General features: G+C 72.3%; 13 protein-coding genes. All 13 read right to left on the bottom strand.

The genetic code is table 11. From position 1 onward, the window contains the following. Positions 1 to 3: 3 nt before the first annotated feature. From AB0N81_RS01905 to AB0N81_RS01845, 13 genes are read right to left on the bottom strand one after another with little or no spacing between them, the layout of a single operon-like run. A complete protein-coding gene (locus AB0N81_RS01905) occupies positions 4 to 666 on the bottom strand; it encodes a PIG-L deacetylase family protein (protein ID WP_365354722.1) in 663 nt (220 codons plus the stop codon). After that, positions 663 to 1,457, bottom strand: coding sequence for a glucose-1-phosphate cytidylyltransferase (locus tag AB0N81_RS01900; RefSeq protein WP_365354720.1), 795 nt, complete (start codon positions 1,455 to 1,457; stop codon positions 663 to 665). The genes AB0N81_RS01905 and AB0N81_RS01900 overlap by 4 nt, the downstream gene beginning before the upstream one ends. After that, complete coding sequence (locus AB0N81_RS01895; RefSeq protein ID WP_365354718.1) at positions 1,454 to 2,707, bottom strand: class I SAM-dependent methyltransferase; 1,254 nt, start codon at positions 2,705 to 2,707, stop codon at positions 1,454 to 1,456. Before AB0N81_RS01895 ends, AB0N81_RS01900 begins: the two co-directional genes overlap by 4 nt. Next, complete coding sequence (locus AB0N81_RS01890; protein ID WP_365354846.1) at positions 2,704 to 3,912, bottom strand: glycosyltransferase family 4 protein; 1,209 nt, start codon at positions 3,910 to 3,912, stop codon at positions 2,704 to 2,706. The genes AB0N81_RS01895 and AB0N81_RS01890 overlap by 4 nt, the downstream gene beginning before the upstream one ends. An 8-nt stretch (positions 3,913 to 3,920) precedes the next feature. Next, the gene (locus AB0N81_RS01885) at positions 3,921 to 5,216 is read right to left on the bottom strand and encodes an O-antigen ligase domain-containing protein (RefSeq protein ID WP_365354716.1); all 1,296 of its coding nucleotides are present in this window, start codon (positions 5,214 to 5,216) and stop codon (positions 3,921 to 3,923) included. 1 nt (position 5,217) lies between these two features. Continuing rightward, positions 5,218 to 6,741 carry a right-handed parallel beta-helix repeat-containing protein gene (locus tag AB0N81_RS01880; protein ID WP_365354715.1) on the bottom strand — a complete coding sequence of 508 codons (1,524 nt, stop codon included), beginning with the start codon at positions 6,739 to 6,741 and terminating at the stop codon, positions 5,218 to 5,220. An 8-nt stretch (positions 6,742 to 6,749) separates the two neighbouring features. Further along, positions 6,750 to 8,723 (bottom strand): alginate lyase family protein, encoded by a 1,974-nt coding sequence (locus tag AB0N81_RS01875; protein WP_365354713.1) that lies wholly within the window; start codon positions 8,721 to 8,723, stop codon positions 6,750 to 6,752. Continuing rightward, positions 8,720 to 10,975, bottom strand: a complete 2,256-nt coding sequence (locus tag AB0N81_RS01870) for a bi-domain-containing oxidoreductase (RefSeq protein WP_365354712.1) — start codon at positions 10,973 to 10,975, stop codon at positions 8,720 to 8,722. The genes AB0N81_RS01875 and AB0N81_RS01870 overlap by 4 nt, the downstream gene beginning before the upstream one ends. Positions 10,976 to 11,001: 26 nt before the next feature. Next, positions 11,002 to 12,927: an asparagine synthase (glutamine-hydrolyzing) gene (gene asnB, locus AB0N81_RS01865; RefSeq protein ID WP_365354710.1), complete on the bottom strand. Its 1,926-nt coding sequence runs from the start codon at positions 12,925 to 12,927 to the stop codon at positions 11,002 to 11,004. A gap of 3 nt (positions 12,928 to 12,930) precedes the next feature. After that, positions 12,931 to 14,460: a Wzz/FepE/Etk N-terminal domain-containing protein gene (locus tag AB0N81_RS01860; RefSeq protein ID WP_365354709.1), complete on the bottom strand. Its 1,530-nt coding sequence runs from the start codon at positions 14,458 to 14,460 to the stop codon at positions 12,931 to 12,933. Continuing rightward, on the bottom strand, positions 14,457 to 15,824 hold the full coding sequence (locus AB0N81_RS01855) for a Wzz/FepE/Etk N-terminal domain-containing protein (RefSeq protein ID WP_365354708.1): 1,368 nt from the start codon (positions 15,822 to 15,824) through the stop codon (positions 14,457 to 14,459). Before AB0N81_RS01855 ends, AB0N81_RS01860 begins: the two co-directional genes overlap by 4 nt. Further along, entirely contained in the window at positions 15,821 to 17,101 is a 1,281-nt protein-coding gene (locus tag AB0N81_RS01850) for a glycosyltransferase family 4 protein (RefSeq protein ID WP_365354706.1), read from the bottom strand. Before AB0N81_RS01850 ends, AB0N81_RS01855 begins: the two co-directional genes overlap by 4 nt. After that, entirely contained in the window at positions 17,091 to 18,416 is a 1,326-nt protein-coding gene (locus AB0N81_RS01845) for a nucleotide sugar dehydrogenase (RefSeq protein ID WP_365354704.1), read from the bottom strand. The genes AB0N81_RS01850 and AB0N81_RS01845 overlap by 11 nt, the downstream gene beginning before the upstream one ends. Position 18,417: the final 1 nt, after the last annotated feature.

Genomic DNA, 18,417 nt, shown 5'->3' with positions numbered 1-18,417 from the left:
GGTTCATTCCCCCACAGTGGAAGTGCTCAGGTCGAGCGTGAGTTTGGTGACGGCGAACGCCTCGGCGTAGCGCGCGTGACATTCGATGCCGCGGATGCGGGCGAGGCCGAGGAAGGCCTCGCGGTCGTACCAGGGGCGGTGCCGCTGCGAGGGGTAGTGCTCCTGCAGCAGCCGCACCTTCTGTTCGGCGACCTCGGGCGACAGCGGCTGGTACGCCGCCATGCGGCCGAGATCGCCGTCCCACTTGACGATCTCGTAGCCGAGCACGAGGTGGTCGCGGAACGCGGTGGGGATCAACTGGGCGAGACCGCGGTGGTCCTGGTGCGCGTCGTCGGTGCGCGGTGCGAGCACCAGGTCCGGATCGGTCTGCCCCCGCAGCTCCTCGACGGCGGCCTTGGCCTCGTCCCAGTGCACGGGCATCCGGCCGTCCGGCAGCTTGAGCACGGTCAGGCGCAGGTCGGCGCCGGGGCAGAAGGCGGCGAGCGCGGCCCGCTCCTCCTGCTCCCGCTCACTGCCGCCGCCGGAGAGCACCAGCGCGTCGACGCGGACACCCGGGCGCGCGAGGCACAGCGCGAGGAGCGTGCCGCCGGCGCCGATGGCGATGTCGTCGCAGTGCGCGCCCACCGCGACGAGCCGGTCCAGGCGCCCGGCCCCGAGCCGGATCACGCCCGCGCTCCGGCGGTGTCGTGCTCCCACACGGCCCACGGGCGGTCGCCCCTGGTGTAGGCGTCGTCGAGCGCGGCCCGCTCCTTGACGGTGTCGGTCGGCTTCCAGAAGCCGCGGTGCTGGTACGCCACCGTCCGCCCCCGCTTGGCCAGTTGGGCGCAGCCGTCGGCGACCAGGTCCCCGTTCTCCGGTATGTGGTCGAAGACCTCCTGGCGGAGCACGAAGTAGCCGCCGTTCTCCCACAGCGGCAGTTCGCTCACCGCGGTGATGCCCCCCACCAGGCCGTCCTCGCCCAGGTCCACGCAGTGGAACGAGGACTGCGGCGGCACCACCATCATCGACGCGCCGGCGTCACGCCGGGAGAACTGGTCGATCATCCGCGGCAGCGGGGCGTCGGTGAGCACGTCGGCGTAGTTGGCGAGGAACATCTCGTCGCCGTCCAGGTGGTGCCGCACCCGGCGAAGGCGTTCCCCGATCGGCGACTCGATGCCGGTCTGCGCGAACGTGATCGTCCAGTCGGCGATGTCGGTGGAGAGCAGTTCGGTCCGCCCGCCCCTCAGCACGAAGTCGTTGGACGTCGTCTCCTCGTAGTTGAGGAAGAAGTTCTTGATGTGGTGGGCGCCGTACCCGAGGCACAGGATGAACTCCTTGTGCCCGAAGTGCGCGTAGTAGCGCATGACATGCCAGATCAGCGGGCGCGGGCCGACCATCGCCATCGGCTTGGGCACGTCGTCCCCGGCACCGTCGCGCATCCGCATCCCGTAGCCGCCGCAGAACAGAACGACCTTCATGCTGTGACCTCTTTCGACGACGCGGCCTCGACGATGCTCAGTTCCGGGATGGGAAAGACGAGGCGGCCGCCCCACTCGTGCACGTACGACAGCTGCTCGGCCAGTTCGGCCCGCAGGTTCCACGGGAGGACGAGGACGTAGTCCGGCCGGTCGGCGGCGATCTGCTCGGGCGCCAGGATCGGGATGCGGGTGCCAGGGGTGAACCTGCCGTGCTTGTACGGGTTGCGGTCGACCGTGTACGGGAGCAGGTCGGGCCGGATGCCGCAGTGGTTGAGCAGGGTGTTGCCCTTGCCGGGGGCGCCGTAGCCGACGACCGTCTCGCCGCGCTCGGCCGCCTCGACGAGGAACTTCAGGAGGTCGCGGCGCACCTTGGCCACCCGGGAGGAGAACTCGGTGTACCCGGACAGGTCCTGGAGGCCGGCGGCCTTCTCCCGGTCGAGGACCTCGGCCACCTGCCGGGACGGCTCGCCCGCCACCTCGGCGGGGCGGGCCCACAGCCGGATGGAGCCGCCGTGCGTGGGCAGCAACTCGACGTCCACGAGCGTCAGTCCGCCGCTCGCGAGCGCACGGGCCGCGGACGCGACCGTGTAGTACTGGAAGTGCTCGTGGTAGATCGTGTCGTACTGGTTCTCCTCGATCAGGGTCAGCAGGTGCTGCACCTCGATGGAGACCCAGCCGTCGTCGGCGACCAGCGCCCGCAGCCCCTGGGTGAACCCGACCACGTCGGGGATGTGCGCGTACACGTTGTTGGCCACGACCAGGTCCGCAGGGCCGTGTTCGGCGCGGACGGCCGAGCCGGTGTCCGGGCTCAGGAACGCGGTGAGCGTGGGCACACCCGCCTCCCGCGCCGCCGCGCCGACGTTCACCGACGGCTCGACGCCGAGGCAGCGGACGTCGCGGTCCACCAGGTGCCGCAGCAGGTACCCGTCGTTGCTCGCGACCTCGACCACGAAGGCGTCGGAGCCGAGACCGAGGCGCCGCACTGCACCGTCGACGAACGTGCGCGCGTGCTCCACCCACGAGGTCGAGAAGGAGGAGAAGTACGCGTACTCGCTGAACGTGTCCTCCGGCGTGATCAGCGGCGGTATCTGCGCGAGCCAGCACTCGGTGCAGACCCGCAGGTGCAGCGGGTACGCGGGCTCCGGCTCGTCCAGTTGGTCCGCGGCGAGAAAACTCTCGCACGGCGGTGTCGCCCCGAGATCGACGACGCTCTCCAGCGCCGCCGATCCGCAGAGTCGGCATCGTGTCATGTGTTGCCCCCCAATAATTCCGACCGACCCGCGATCGCGGTGCGGTACCCCTCCACCAGGCGTTCGAGGCCGACGGCCGGGCTGAACCCCTGCTCGTACCGGCGCCGGGCCGCCCGGCCCATCTCCTGGTTGCGCTCCGGCCCGGCCGTGATCCGGCGCAGGCTGGACGCGAGCGAGGCGGAGTCGCCCGGCTGGTGCAACAGCCCGGTCACCCCGTCCTCGACGAGTTCGACGAAGGCGCCGTGACCGGCGGCGACGGTCGGAACCCCCGCCGCCATCGCCTCCGCGACCACCAGACCGAACGCCTCCATCCACGTCGAAGGAGCCACCACGGCCACCGAGCGCGCGATGGCCTGACGGCACTGCGCGGGGTCGTACAGGCCGACGTACCGCACGTCGTCCCGGCCCGCCGCCCAGGCGGTCACCTCCGGCTCCAGCGGCCCCGCCCCGGCGAGCACGAGCGGCACGCCGACCCCGCCGTCCGCGGCGATCTCGTCCCACGCGGCCATGAGCAGCCGTACACCCTTGGCCTCCGCGAGCCGGCCGAGGAACAGCAGGTGCTCGCCGGCGCCCGAGCGGCGGGCGTCCGGTTCGGGCACGAAGTTGTGCTTCACCGTGAGGCGTTCGGCCGGCATGCCGGACCGCACCAGGACGTCGCGCTGCGCCGCGGAGATGCAGAAGAACCGCTCCACGCCCGACCACCACCGCCGCCGGTTCACCGAAAGGCTGAGCGCGAGCGGCACCGTCGCGAGCCGCGAGCCGCGGTAGCAGCCGTGCCGGACGGCGGGCAGCGGAGCCCGCCCGACGCACTCGGTGCACGGCAGACCGTCCCGCTGCAGGGTGCCGGGCGGGCACACCTGGGTGTAGTTGTGCAGCGTGGCGACGGCGGGCACGCCGGCGTCGGCGCAGGCGGCGAGGACCGCGGGGGACAGGAGCGGGAAGACGTTGTGGACGTGCACCACGTCCGGCCGCTCGGCGCGGAGCCGGGCGGCGAGCTCCGAGCGGACCGCCCGGTTCCACGGCACGAGCAGCGGCACCCGGGCCTTGGCGGGCAGCGACATGGCGGCGATGTCGTCGCTGCGCCGCTCGAACATCCCGACCCGGTGGCCGGCCGCCCGGAGCAGCTCCACCTCCTGGTCGACGACGTTGTTCTCCCCGCTCGGCTGCGCCGAGGCGTAGCGGTTGTGCACCACGAGGACGTGCATGTCCGGGGTCACCTCCTGTCCTTGGCCCAGCGCGGGACGCGCCGTCGGGGAACCGCGGGAGCCGTGGGGGCCGCGGCCGCGGCGGGTGACGCGAGGAGCGTGGCGGCCACGGCCAGATGCAGCAGGTACGGCGAGGCGTCGCCGAGACCGGCCTCGGTGTACGACGCGATCGCGCAGTAGGTGATCAGGAAGATCGCGCAGGCCCTCGCCAGCGACGGCGGCCGCAGCAGCGCGACGCCGGCCAGGACGACGATGATCGCCGCCACCAGGGTGATGCCGGTCCAGCCCTGTTCGTGGTAGACGGCCAGCCAGCTGTTGTCTATCGGCAGCCCGCCGAACGACTTGTCACCCAGGCCCATGCCGAACAACTTCTCCGAGGTCGACCTGGGCGCCGCGAGCAGCGCGTCCCAGACCTTCGCCCGGCCGGTGAGGCTGGTGAGGTTCTCCTCGCTCTGGCCGCGCAGGAACCACGCCCGCAGCGCGGAGGCGAACCCCACCGCGGCCACCGCGGCGATCACCACCGCCCAGGTGAAGAAGCGGCGGGCGGCGGCACTGGTCAGGACGAGCGAACCGATCGCCACCGCGAGGCCGATGAGCAGGCCGAGCGTGGCCGTACGGGTGTGGGTCAGCGCGAGCAGGACGAGCGAGGGCACGATGATGACCACGGCGCTCGCCCTGTCGGTCCTGCGGCCCATCACGAGCAGCACGGTGAGCCCGATGATCACCGCTGCGTACTGCCCGATCTGCGGCGGGGTGAGCGGCCACAACGCGCCGACGAGGCGCCCGCCGTAGAGGTCGGGCATGGCGGCGCCCGGTGAGACGACCGCGCCGGCGGCGACCGACCCGAGCACCGCGAAGTACATCCGGATGTGGTGCCGTACGAACGTCAGGCCGCCGTCCCACCAGCGGCTGAGCAGCCACAGCGTGCCGATGAAGAGCGCCAGCCGGGTGCAGCGGAACAGCGCGCCGAACCCGGACTCCAGTTGCAGGCTGGAGATGAGGCTCGGCACAAGGAGCAGGGTGAGCAGGAGCACGTAGGCGCTGGCCCTGATGCGCAGCCGGAGATTGAGCGCGAGCGCCAGCGTGAACGCGGCGACCAGCGCGCCCATGGTGACGAGCTGGATGAGGGAGCGGGGCAGCGGGATGATCGTCTCCGCCCCGGCGGAGCCGAGCGTGTTGAGGATCAGCAGCCTCCACACGGTGCCGACCAACTTGGGTGTGCCGGTGCGCGGTTCGGCGCCGGGCCGCGTGCCCGCCGCGTCCGCTCCGCCCGGCAGTCCGCCGTGCCGCAGGACTTCGCTCATCTCAGCCCCCGGCCCGTGTGTCGAGGGTGCTGCCCGTGTCCTGCTGGTAGGGCGTGCCCTGCCACCGTCCGAAGTCGAGCACCCGGCTCGGGTCGTGGACGACGAACTTCCAGGCCCCGACGTAGACGTTGTCGTGCCAGCGGTTGTGCTGCTTGCGGGTGATCGCCTCGGCGACCCGTTCGCCCTTGTACGGCGACCACTTCGGGTAGGTGCCGTAGTTGGCGAGGACCGCCATGCGGTCGCACTTCACCGTGCACTTGACGACGGACTTGTCCAGCACGAAGCGGTTGGCGTGGATGTCCACCCGCTGGGTCTTCCACCGGCAGTCGGCATAGAGCGGCGCGGTGGCGATGCCGGGCCGCTCGCAGCGGTCCGTGTCGGGCACCAGCAGCGTGCAGTCACCGGACGAGGTGTTGGCCGGGCTGTTGCAGAACCGGTCGGCGTTCTCCCACAGGGTGATCCCGGACCAGTTGTTCTCCAGCACGTTCCGGTACACCTCGATCTTGTCCGTGCGGGCCTTGATCCGTGGTTCGCCGCCGGACTCGGACAGATAGACGGTCGCGAACGGGAAGTTGTCGCCGCGCTCGGCGTACTTGCGGCCCTCGACCCAGTTGTTCCGCCGGATCGTGTTCTTCCGGATGACCGCGTTGTAGCTGGTCTCATAGATCAGCGCGGCACCGTCGTTGGCCTCCAGCACGTTGTTCTCGATGCGGAAGTCGTTGTTGTTGGTGTCCGCCCACAGCCCGGTGCCACGGTTGTCGTGCACCCAGTTGCCGCGTATGTCCGCTCCGTCGACGGCCCAGAACTTGACGCCCCCGGTGCAGCCGCAGCCCTTCCGCTTCCGCTCCCAGTCGCCGGTGTTGTTGCCGACGATCTCGTTGCCCTCGATCACCAGGTCGCGGAGGGGCCCTGTGCCCTTGTACGCGTTCATGCCGTACTGGCCGTTGCCGCGCAGGCAGCTGGCGCGGACCCGCTGTCCGGCGCCGGCCATCAGCCCGGCACCGGAGTTGTACTGGATCGTCGCGTGCTCGATCACCCAGCCGTCCGCCGAGTCGTGGTTGACCACGCCCTCGTCGTGCGGCGCGACGAAACCCTGCACGGTCAGATGGCGGATGGTGACGTCGCGGCCCTCGCCGCCGAACGCGTACTGGTTGGTCTTGCGGCCGTCGAGCGTCGCGCCCGGCGCGCCGAGGTAGCGGTTGCCCTTCTTCGGGATGACCTGGGCGTGGCGGTCCGGTTCGAGCCTGTGCTTGCCGGGACGCAGCCAGAACGTGGTGTCCGGCGGGTTCTCCCGGGTCTTCGCGGACAGGTCACCGACCACCGCGGGATCGACCGTCACCGCGCCCGCCGGCGCCTTCGCCGGCCCCCGCGCGGGCTCGGCGCACACCCGTGCCACGGAACCGGCCACGGCCGTGGACGGCGCGACGGTCGGCTCCTCCTGGGCGCCCTGCGTGCCCACGCAGCCGGTCGCCAGCAGTGCCGACGCCACCATCGGCAGCGCCCAGTTCCGCCACTTGATCCCCACACGTCCTCCTAGTCGAACCTGAGCACGGTGGTGAACTCCCCCGACAACCCCGCGCCATCGGCGAATCCGGTGCCGACCAGCGTGGTGGAGGGTTCCTTGCGTCCGAAGCCCGCGGAGTACCAGCCGAGCGGCGGTTCGGTCTCGCCGCGGTGCGCCCGCCAGTTCAGCTGGCCCGGCAGGTCGAGCACGGCGGAGCGTTCCTCGCCGTCCCGGGTCCAGGTGAGCACCGCACGGCTGCCCGTCAGGTCCGCGACGATCGTCGGGCCCAGGTGGAAGGCCAGGCGCGCGGCCCGGCGCGGCCCGCGCACCTCGTCGACCACGCGCAGCTCCTGGCTCGCGGCGGTCAGCTCCACCCGGCGGCGGTGCACCGAGGGCTCGTAGCCGTCGTGCTCGGCGCTCCAGCGGGCCACGCCCTTGTCGGACGTGTCCGCGACCAGGACGCGGCTGCGGGCATGCCGCGCCCACAGGAACGGGCCGCCGGAGACGGACTGGTCCTCGCCGTCCAGCTCCAGGGTGTTGTGGCCGAGCGTCGACCGGAAGTACTGCCGCCACTCGGGCTGCCCGTGGTAGCAGAACGTCCCGGGGTCGGCGAGCACGTCGACCCCGTCGTGCCGGACCTCCACGGACAGCGCGTCCGCGTGGGCGTGCGCGGCGATGGACAGGAAGCCGTGCGGGCCGCCGTCGCAGCGGCACCAGATCTTCGAAGGGCCGCGCAGGATGGTCAGGCCCGCGTCGGCGAAGTGGTCCGGGCGCTGTGCCGGGCGGGGGAGGGCCGGTGGCGTGCCGTCCTTCGCGTACGGCCGGATGAGCGCGGCGAGGAGCGGGGTGCGCACATCGGTGCCGGTCACCGCAGGCCACCAGTCGAGCCGGCCGAACACGGCGTCCCCCGTGGCGAGCAGCGAACCCCAGCGGTCGGTGCCCGCCCCGTCGACGACGAGGCCGTGCCCGTCGTCCGCGTCGCCCTGGCGCGGCGGCCGCAACCGGTCGTCCACGACGGCCGCGAGCGCGTCGGTCATCCGCAGCAGCACCAGGCGGACCGTCGGCGGGACGGGCACATCGGCGGCGTCCGCCTCGGCCACCGCGGCCAGGCCGAGCTCCAGCACCAGGCCGTGGTACTCACTGGCCAGTTCGCGGTTGAGGCCGGAGACGAACGTATTGCTCCGCAGATGCCGTTCCAGCGACCGCAGCGCGTCGTCCCGCCACCGCGCCGACGAGGGGAACCAGCCGAACGCGCAGGCCGCGGCGGACTGCCCGGCGGCCTCCGCGACGATGTGGTTGTTCGCCGACGATCCCCGGCTGGGGAAGGCGGCGAGCCAGCGCTGGTGGTGCCAGATCTGGTTGCGCGCCACCGGGTTGTCCTCGAACAGCGCGGCCGCGCCCGGCCAGCCGTCGAGCAGCCGGCGGACCCACACCCAGGAGAGCAGCCGGATGCCCAGCTCGATGCCGCTGATCCAGTGCACTCCGCGCAGCGGGGCGTTGGCCGCCCACCACAGGCGCAGATGCTCGGCCACGCGCTCGGCGTACCGCTCGTTCCTGGTGAGCGCGTAGGCGGCGGCGAGGACGGTGAGGTACTGGTGCCGGGACAGCTCCCAGATCTGCTTGATGTCCCCGACCACCTCCTCGTCGCGGTAGGGCACGTCGAAGGCGTAACCCCACGGAGCGCGGCGTCCGGTCTTCGGGTCGTACCACCAGTCCGGGTCGGCCAGGTCGTCGCGGTCCACCCCGAAGTACTCGACGTGCCCGGCCATCAGCCGGTCCGCCTCGGCGATCAGGCGTTTCGCGGCGTCCGGCGGCACCGTGGCGAGTGTTCCCGCGGGCAGCACGGCGGTGAACCGGGCGCCGGTCACGTCCGGGCAGTCCGGCCGCGCCGACCGCCACCACCGCCTGCGCACCGCGTCGCCCACCCGGCCGCCGACCTCCCGCGGCCCCATCCGGGACAGCCGGCGCAGGTACCAGCCCGGACTCCCCGAGCGCACGGTCATCGCGCCTCCGCCAGCGTCACAGGGGCGCCGCCGACCAGGCTGCTCCGCACCGCCAGGGTCGCCGCCGTGGTGGCGACCAGCGACTCCAGCGGCACCGGCATCGGCGCGCCGGTCCGCACGGCCCTGACGAACGAGGCCAGTTCGGCGTTCTGCCCCTTGTCACGGGCCTTCGGCAGCCGCGAACCGACCCACCGCTTGCGGCCGCCGTCGTACACGCAGGCGCGGACGAAGTCGTCGAGCCGCAGCGCGTGGCCGTCCGCGATCAGGTCCAGCGTCTCCTTGGGGAAGCCGGCCGGGCCGGTGGTGACGTAGCTGATGGTGGCGGTGGACCCGTCCGGGTAGCGCAGCACGACCTGAAGGTCGTCGTTGCCGGAGGTGGCGACCGCGTACACCGAGACCGGGTCGGCCCCGAGCAGCCAGCTCGCCGTGTCGATGAAGTGCCCGCCCTCACCGGCGAACCGCGAGCCCTCGGTGCCCTGTTGGAGGTACCAGCTGCCGTGCTGCAGCCGGCCCGCGTTGACCAGGTAGCGGAGGTTCGCCGGCCCGGTCCGGGTGCCGAACCGCTCCCTGGCCTCCCGCAGCAACGGCGCGAACCGGCGGTTGAAGCCCACCTGGATGCGGTCGTTGCCGGACTCCTCCACCGCCGCGAGCACACCGGCCAGCTCGTCCTCGGTGAGGGCCAGGGGCTTCTCGACGAACACCGCCTTGCCGGCGAGGAGCGCCCGGCGGGTCAGTTCGGCGTGCGAGCTGTGCCGGGTGACCACGAACACCGCGTCGATGGCGGGGTCGCCGAGCACGGCGTCCAGGTCGGTGGTCGCCTCGGCGAAGCCGAACTTCCGCTTCGCGTTGGCCGCGGACAGCGCCGTCGTGGTGACGACCGTGGACAGCTCGACGCCGTCGCGCTGCGCGAGGTGCGGCAGCAGCATCGACGTCGCGTAGTTGCCCGCGCCGGCGAACGCGAGGCGCACCGGCTTCCCGGCGGTTCCGGCGGTTCCGGCGGTTCCGGCGGTACCGGCGGTACCGGCGGTTCCGGCCGGTGCGGACCCGCCGCCGGTCCGCTTCACCGCGGGCACGGAAACCACCGGGGCCTCCGTCTCCTCCTCCGTCTCCGTCGCCTTCTCCGCCGCCTGTTCGGGGTACCGGAACAGCACGGCCACGGCCTTCAGGTCGCCGTCCTTCAGGCGCCGGTACGTCTCGACGGCGTCGTCGAAGTCGGCGACGTGGGATATCAGGGGCTCCACGTCGACGCGGCCGCGGGCGGCCAGGTCGAGGAAGCACGCCAGGTTGCGGCGCTCGGTCCAGCGCACATAGCCGATCGGGTAGTCCCGCCCCTCCAGCTCGTACTCCGGGTCGTAGCGCCCGGGGCCGTAACTGCGGGAGAACCGGACGTCGAGCTCCTTCTCGTAGTACGCGTTCCACGGCAGGTCCAGGCTGCACTTGCCGATGTCGACGACCCGGCCGCGGTCCCGGCTCAGCCGGGCGGCCAGCTCGACGGGCTGGTTGCTGCCGCCGCCCGCGGCCAGATACACCTGGTCCACGCCGTGCCCGCCGGTGAGTTCGGCGACGGCGGCCTCCACGGCCGCGGACGCGGGATCGCCGCAGGCCGCGGCGCCAAGACGCTCGGCGAGTTCGCAGCGCACCGGGTCGGGGTCGGCCCCGACGACGCGCACCCCAGAGGCGGTGAGGAGCTGCACCACCAGCTGTCCGATCAGCCCGAGGCCGATGACCAGTGCCACGTCGCCGAGTTGCGGCTCGCCGCGGCGCACGCCCTGCATCGCGATCGACCCGACGGTGCCGAAGGCGGCGTGCCGCGGCGCGAGGCCGTCGGGCACCGGGGCGTAGAGGTTCTTGGGCACCCAGTTCAGCTCGGCGTGCAGCGCGTGCTCGTTGCCCGCGCAGGCCACCAGGTCGCCGGCCTTCACGTCGTCGATCCCGGCGCCGACCTGCTCGACCACCCCGCACAGCGAGTAGCCGAGCGGCGTGTACGAGTCCAGCTTGCCCATGACCTTGCGGTACGTGGCGGGCACCCCGTTGGTGGCCACGCTCTGCATGACCTTGGCCACCTGGTCGGGCCGGGAGCGGGCCTTGCCCACCATCGACATGCCGGCCTCGGACACCTTCATGAGCTCGGTCCCGGTGGAGATCAGCGAGTAGGCGCTGCGCACCAGCACACCGGCCGGCTTGCACCCCGGCACCGGCACGTCGAGGAGTGCCAGCTCGCCGCTCTTGTAGTTCTGCACAACTTGTTTCACCCAAAGGCCTCTTGTTCTCTACGCCGTCAGAAAGAGTTCTGGCCGGAGCCGGAGGTCGCGCCGCGATACCAGTACTCGAGGGTCAGCACGTGCCACAGATGCTTGGAGAAGTCCCGCTGCCCGGCGGCGTCCTCCGCGACCATCCGCGCCAGCGCGTCGCGGCGCAGGATGCCGGAGTTGACGAGCACGCCGTCGTTGACCACCTCGCGCACCAGCGGCGCCAGATCCCGGCTCATCCAGGCACGCAGCGGGGCGCTGAACAGACCCTTGGGCCGGTACACGATCTCCTTGGGCAGGACCGAGAGGGCCGCCTCCTTGAGGACGGCCTTGCCCTGCCGCCCGACGATCTTGCGGTTGCCGGGCACCGCGAACGCCGCCCTGACCACCTCGACGTCCACGTACGGCACCCGCACCTCGGTCGACGCGGCCATGCTGGAGCGGTCCGTGTACGCGAGGTTCAGGCCCGGCAGGAACATCCGGGAGTCGCCGAGGCACATGCGGTTGACGAAGTCGTCGAGCTCGTTGTCCTCGTAGATGTCCGCGTGCTCGGTCAGTACGTCGTCGACCGTCCCGGCCAGGTCCGGGTTGACCAGGGCGAGCAGCTCGTCCTGGTCGTACATGGTGTAGCTGCGCCGGAACGCGGTCTCCTCCGGCAGATCGGCGAAGGACAGGAACCGCTTCGCGAAGCGCACCGACCGGTATCCGCGGCGGGCCGTGGCGACCGGCAGCCGGTCCACGGCCCTGGACAGGCCGCGCCGCAGGGGCCGCGGAACGCGCTGGTAGCGCAGCGCGAGCAGGTTGGCCAGGTGCTTGCGGTACCCGGCGAACAGCTCGTCGGCGCCCATCCCCGAGAGCATCACCTTGACCCCGGCCTCGCGCGCCGCCGAGCAGATCAGGAACGTGTTGATCGCCGCGGGGTCGCCGATCGGCTCGTCCAGGCTGTACGTCATCTGCGGCAGCAGGTCGAGCACGTTCGGGGCGATCTCGATCTCGTGCAGGTCGACGCCGAACTGCTCGGCCACCTGCCGGGCGTAGCGCAGGTCGTCCGGCATCGCCTCGAACTTGGCGTCGGCGGCGCGGAACCCGATCGTGTAAGCGGAGATCCCGGGCCGGCTGCGGGCCGCGAGCGCGGTCAGATAGCTGGAGTCGAGCCCGCCGGACAGGAAGGTCGCCACCGGTACGTCGGAGAGCAGGTGCTGCCGGGTCGACTCCTCGACGATCGCCGCGAGATCCGGCCGCTCGCCGCTGCGGGCCCGCTCCTGGCCCTCGGCGGCGACGTCCTTCAGGCTCCAGAACCGGCCGCGCTCCACCCGGCCGTCGGGCCGGCACCTGAGCCAGCTCCCCGGCGGCAGCTTCTCCGCCTCGCGGAACGCGCAGCGCGAGTCCGGCACCCAGTAGTAGAGCAGCGAGGCGACCAGCGCCGCGTGGTCCACCTCCAGCGACCCGCCGGTCACGGCGGCCAGCGCCTTCAGCTCGGAGGCGAACATCAGGCCCTGCCCGCGCCGGAGCAGGAACAGGGGCTTAATGCCGAGCTGGTCGCGGGCGAGCGTCAGGTCGCCGGTGCGCTCGTCGAAGACCGCGAACGCGAACATGCCGCGCAGCCGGGGCAGACAGTCGGTGCCCCAGCGCCGCCAGGCCTCCAGGAGCACCTCGGTGTCGGAGGTGCCGCGGAAGCGCACACCGGCGGCCGCCAGCTCGGTGCGCAGCTGCGGCGCGTTGTACAGCTCGCCGTTGTACGTGAGGGCGAGGCCGTCCGAGACCATCGGCTGGGCGCCGGTCTCGGACAGGTCGATGATGGCCAGCCTGCGGTGCCCGAGGTGCACTTCGCCTTCCCCGGCGCCGTGGCCGTACCGGCCCGCCCCGTCCGGGCCGCGGTGGGCGAGGACATCGGTGAGCCGGTCGGTCACGGCCTTGCCGTCCGGCCAGAGATAAGTGCCTGCGATGCCACACATGATCTAGCGCGCCTCCTGGTCGCTGTACGGGACCCGTGCGGCCGGCACCGACGGCCGTTCCGTGCGCGGCTGACCCGTCCCGTGCTGCCGGGCCGGCCGCTCATGAGGGCGGTGCGGCGCCGTGTGCCGCCCGTCCCACAGCGTGCCGTCGGTCCGGTCACGCGGATCGGGGTCCACCAGCACCACACCGACCACCGGAATGCGCTGGTCCGCGAGTTGCCGTGCCACGGTGTGCAGCCATGCGGCGCTGCTGTGCCCGGCGCGTACGACGAGCACGGTCTGGCCGCCCAGCTGGTGCAGGTCGCTCCACGCCGTGCCGGGGGCGACCGAGCCGACGCCGATCCTGCGCGCCTGACGCGGCACGGCCGCGGCACGCTCGGCGCCGACCACGGTCGGGTCTCCCGGCTCCTGGCGGCGCTTGGCGAGCTCGGGGCCCGGCAGCCCGTCTATGACGGCCACGGGCCCCTCCGTCGCCAGTTCCCTGGCGACGTCCAGGGCGATCGCGCCCGTGGTGCGCGCGCAGCCGAGTTCCAGCAGGGACACCGGTTCCGCGGCGCCGCGCACGGTACGCGCGAGGCTCACGGTGAGGCGCTCGCGGGCCGCCCTGGTGCGGGGGAGCTGCCACCGTCCGGCCGGTCCGCGGAGCGTGCGGCGCAGCTCCGCGACGACCGAGGCGCCGAGGTTCGCCGCGATCTGCCGGCGCAGCACGGGGCGGTCCGCCACCACCGTGCCGACCGCGGCCAGCGCGAGCCCGACGACGAGCCCGAGGACGAGCCCGATCGCGGCGTTGGTGGCAGCGGCCTTGGGCAGGGAGTGCGGCACCGCGCGCGGTGCGTCCACGATCTGCGTCCCAGCGATGAGTTTGGGCGTGCCGGTGCGCGCCTCCGCGGCGCGCTCGTCGAAGTCGGCGATCCGCGAGTTGAGTTCGGCCCGGCGGGCGAAGAGTGACTCGATGCTCGCCGACGCCGTCGGGTCGCTGTCCGGCGACCTGCCTCCGATCGCCTTGTTGACCTCGGCGAGTTCGTCGCGCATGCGGTCACGCTGGTCGAGCAGCGCCTTGGCCTCCGCCTTCGCGGTGTCCCGCATCCGCCGTACGTGGTCGGCGACGAACGCGTCGGCCAGCGCCTTGGCCCGGGCCACCGCGTCGGCGTCGCTGTCGCCCGTCACATCGATCTGGAGCAGGTTGTTGGTCAGGCCGGTGCCCCGGTAGTCCTGGATGAAGTTTTCCGGTTTCTCCGTGGACTTGAGGGTGCGCAGGGCCTCGCCGGCGATCCGGGTGGTGCCGAGGAGCGCGACGTCGGTGCGGATCAGCGTGCCGGTGTCGTTGGGCTGGTCCTCCTTGTGCACGACAAGGACCTTGGTCAGGGCGGTCGGGGGCGGCGGCATCAGGACCGCCACCGCCGTGCCGGCCAGCAGGCCGAGGAGCGCCATGAGGCACCAGAGGCGGCGGCGTCTGCGCACCGCCACCACCAGCGCCTGGAGGTCGAGGAGCGGAGTGGCCGCCGACGACTCGTCGGTCGTGCTCGTCGTCACCCCGCACCTCCCGTCGCACGGCCGCGGGCCGCGAGCGCCGGAGCGGCGTTCTCCGCGGGGCGTTCCCCGGCGGACCGCGCGGGACGGGTCCGGACCTGGCCGGCGACGACGACGCCGACGACCTCGTGCCGGGCGTCCGCACACGCCTCGGCGATGCCGGCGAGCTCGCCCGCGGTCCAGTTGCCCGCGCTGAGCACGACGACGGCTCCGGACTCGGTGTCGCGGTCCGGCACCATCGGCCGGTCCACGGGAACGTCGACCACCCGTAGCAGCGGATCGTTCTCGGCCTCGGCGGCGAGCTGTCCGGCGGCCCGGCGGGCGACCTCGTCGCCGTCCGGTACGACGACAAGCAGCCGCCTGGGGGACGACAGCCGGTTCCGCAGACGGGCGCACACCCGCCGGTAGCGGATGCGTCTGCCGGCCTCGTCGGAGGTCTCGGGGGTGGGGACGTCCCACCGGGTGTCGAGGCCGAGGAACCGGCGGAGCCAGGCCCGCGGGCCGCCGCTCTCCGGTCGCGGCGCGTGCTTCTCGGCGGGTACGTCGACACTGCCGAGGAGGGTGGAGCCGAGCGCCGCGGTGATCTCCGGTTCGGTGCGCAGCCGGCGGTTCGTCCGGGCGGCGGCGAGGTGGCCGACGACCGAGAGCAGGAGGAACAGCAGGGCCCCGGTGACGATGAACTGCGTTCTCGTCGGCGGCGCCTCGCCGGCCGGCCGGGGTGCGGGACCCATGACGACCATGCCGGCCTTGCTGGTCGCGGGGTCGGCCTCGTCCAGCTTCTTCATGGCCTCCTCCAGCGCCGTGCGCAGCTTCTCCAGGGAGGTGCGGGCCTGCACGCTCTCCACGGTCCGCCCCGGATCGGCCGCGTCGGCCAGGTCGCTGATGCGGCGGTTCGTCTCCACGACCTGCTGCCGCAGCGCCTCGGGCCCGGTGGCCGCCTCGGGGTCGGAGCTGTCGCCCGCGACCTCCGCGGCGAAGGTGACGAACTGCTGGGCCAGCCGGTCGGAGAGCCGCTGGGCGCGCTCCGGGGTCTCGGCCGTACCCGAGATCTTGATGATGTTCCCGTCGGTGGCCTTGGCGCTGACGCGGTCGCGCAGCTCGTGACCGCTGACGCCGCTCCAGCCGAGCGTGGTGGCGGCGCGGTCGACGACGGCCGAACTGGTCGCGATCTCCGCCTGGGTCAGCAGTTCGCGCTCCTCCCACTGCCCCGGCAGCAGGACCGATGCCGACGCGGTGTACCGGGGCGGGAACAGCACGGAGGTGCCGTAGCCGACGAGTGCGCCGACCACGGTGAGGACGGCGAGGAGGCGCCAGCGCCGACGGAGTATCCGCCCGATCGTGGCCAGGCGAATCGTGTCATCGCTCAACGGCGCGGCCTCCTCCCTTTCCGGCCCGGGGCGCCGGCCGAAGCCTGGGCGCGGCCACGGCAGGCGGCGGCGTAGGCGGCGAGGAGCGACTGCTGGGAGTTGCGCCAGGAGAGCTCCCCGTTGATCCGCTCGCGGCCGATCTCGCCCATCCGGGTCCGCTGCGCCGGATCGTCGAGCAGCAGCGTGATGAGCTTGGCGAACTCGGCCTCGTCGTTGGCGGGCGCGTAGAGGGCGGCGTCACCGGCGGAGACGCGCGCCTCCCGGAGGTCGAAGGAGACGATCGGCCGGCCCATCGCCATGTACTCCAGGACCTTGTTCATGGTCGACACGTCGTTGAGCGGGTTGCGCGGGTCGGGGGAGAGGCACACGTCGGCGGTGGACAGGTAGCGCACCAGGTCGGCGTCGGGTATTCGGCCGGTGAACTGCACCTGGTCGGAGAGTCCGAGCTGTCGGGACAGCTCCACCATCGCGTCGAAGGCGTCGCCGGAGCCGACGAACACCGCGTGCCAGTCGGTCCGCCCGAGCTCGTCGCGCAGCTTCGCGAGGGCCCGCAAGGCGTAGTCGACGCCGTCCTGCGGCCCCATGACGCCGAGGTAACACAGCAGATGGGGCTTGCCGTTCTTCAACTCCGGTTCGGGCGGCACTGGTTGGAACCGGTCGCTCTGGGGTGCGCTGCGCACCACGAAGACGTCCTCCGGCCGCTTGCCGCCGCGCCGCACCGCGACGTCCCGGTAGCTCTCGTTGGTGGCGAGCACGATGTCCGCTGCCCGGTAGGTCATCCGTTCCAGCGCGCACACCCCCCGGTGGAGGAGGTCCTCGCCGCGGTCGAACCGGGAGAGGTACAGCTCCGGTACCAGGTCGTGCTGGTCGAAGACGAACCGTGCCCCGCGCCGCGTCAGCCACCGCGCCGGCAGGAACAGCAGGTCGGGCGGGTTGCAGGCGTGGACCACATGGACCGGGCCGACCTTGCGGACGAGGCGGGCCGTGTGCCACAGCGCCGATCCGTACTCCCGCAGATAGCCGGCCGGACCACCGGTGGCCGCCCGCAAGGGGTAGCGGTGAATCCGCACCCCGTCGATCTCCGCCTCCGGTTCCGTGTCCCGCTTGCGGCCCTGGGGGCAGATGACGTGCACCTCCCAGCCCGCGTCGCGCAGGGTCGTGCATTCCTGCCACACCCGCCGGTCGAACGGCACCGACAGGTTTTCCACGATGATCAGAGCGCGCCGGCCGGGCCGGTCGCCGTCGGCCGTGGTACCGAACGATGTGTCACCAAGCAAGGCCTATGTACCCCGGTTCTGTCCGGCGCGCGTCCGCGTCGGGAAGGTGGATGAGATCGATGAGCACCGGGCCGTCGTCGCCGTGGGGCAGCGCCGAGAGCACGGCCGGATCTCTGGTGCCGACCAGGCACACCTCGGCGTGGTCGAGCACGTCGCCGACGGAGTCGGCGAGCAGCTGCGCGAGGTGCGGCAGCCTGGTCTCGATGTACTCGCGGTTCGCGCCGACCAGCCGCGAGAGGCTGACGTTGGCGTCGTGGATACGCAGGTCGTAGCCCTTGCCGAAGAGCTTCTCCGCCAGTTCTACGAGGGGGCTCTCGCGGAGGTCGTCGGTGCCGGGCTTGAAGGAGAGGCCGAACATGCCCACCTTGCGCTTGCCGGTGCGCTCGACCAGGTCGACCGCGCGCTGCAGGTGGTCGGCGTTGGAGGGCAGCACGTGGGCGAGGATGGGCACCGAGACGTCGGCCCGCCGCGCCGCGTGGACCAGGCTGCGCAGGTCCTTGGGCAGGCAGGAGCCGCCGAAGGCGAAGCCCGGCCGCAGATAGGCGGGGCTGATGTTCAGCTTCCGGTCGGCCAGGAACACGTCCATCACCTGGTGCGAGTCGACCCCGAGCGCCTGGCAGACCGCGCCCAGCTCGTTCGCGAAGCCGATCTTCAGTCCGTGGAACGCGTTGTCCGCGTACTTGATCGCCTCGGCCGTCGGGACCGGCACCCGGAACACCTCGCCGGGCAGGCCGTCGTACAGCGCCGCCACCGCGTCGCCGCTCACCGCGTCGAGCTGGCCGACGACGGTCTTGGGCGGGTCGAAGAAGTCCCGCACGCTGGTGCCCTCGCGCAGGAACTCCGGGTTGACCGCGACCCCGAAGTCCACCCCGGCCGTGCCGACGTGCTTCTCCAGGATGGGGACCAGCAGGTTCAGGCAGGTGCCCGGGAGCATGGTGCTGCGGAACACGACGGTCTGCCGACCGCCCTGCCCGTCCCGCTCCGCCAGCGCGGCGCCGATCTGCTCGGTGACCCGCTCCAAGTAGGTGGTGCACAGGCTGCCGTTGGGCTCCGACGGTGTGCCCACGCAGATCAGCGAGATCTCGCTGCCCATGATCGCTTCGCGGACGTCGCCGGTGGCGCGTAACGCCCCGGTCCGCACGACCTCGGCGATGAGCTCGCCGATCCGTTCCTCGACCACCGGGGCCTTGCCGTCGTTGACCAGGTCGACCTTGACCTGGTTGACGTCCACCCCGATGACTTCGTGACCCATGCTCGCCAGGCACGCGGCCGATACACAGCCCACGTAGCCGAGCCCGAAAACGCTGACCCTCATG

Origin of the sequence: Streptomyces sp. NPDC093510 (assembly GCF_040683555.1) — a bacterium.
Taxonomy (GTDB): Bacteria; Actinomycetota; Actinomycetes; order Streptomycetales; family Streptomycetaceae; genus Streptomyces.
Note: the sequence above shows the minus strand (reverse complement) of the source record. Positions and strands in the feature narration are given on the sequence as shown.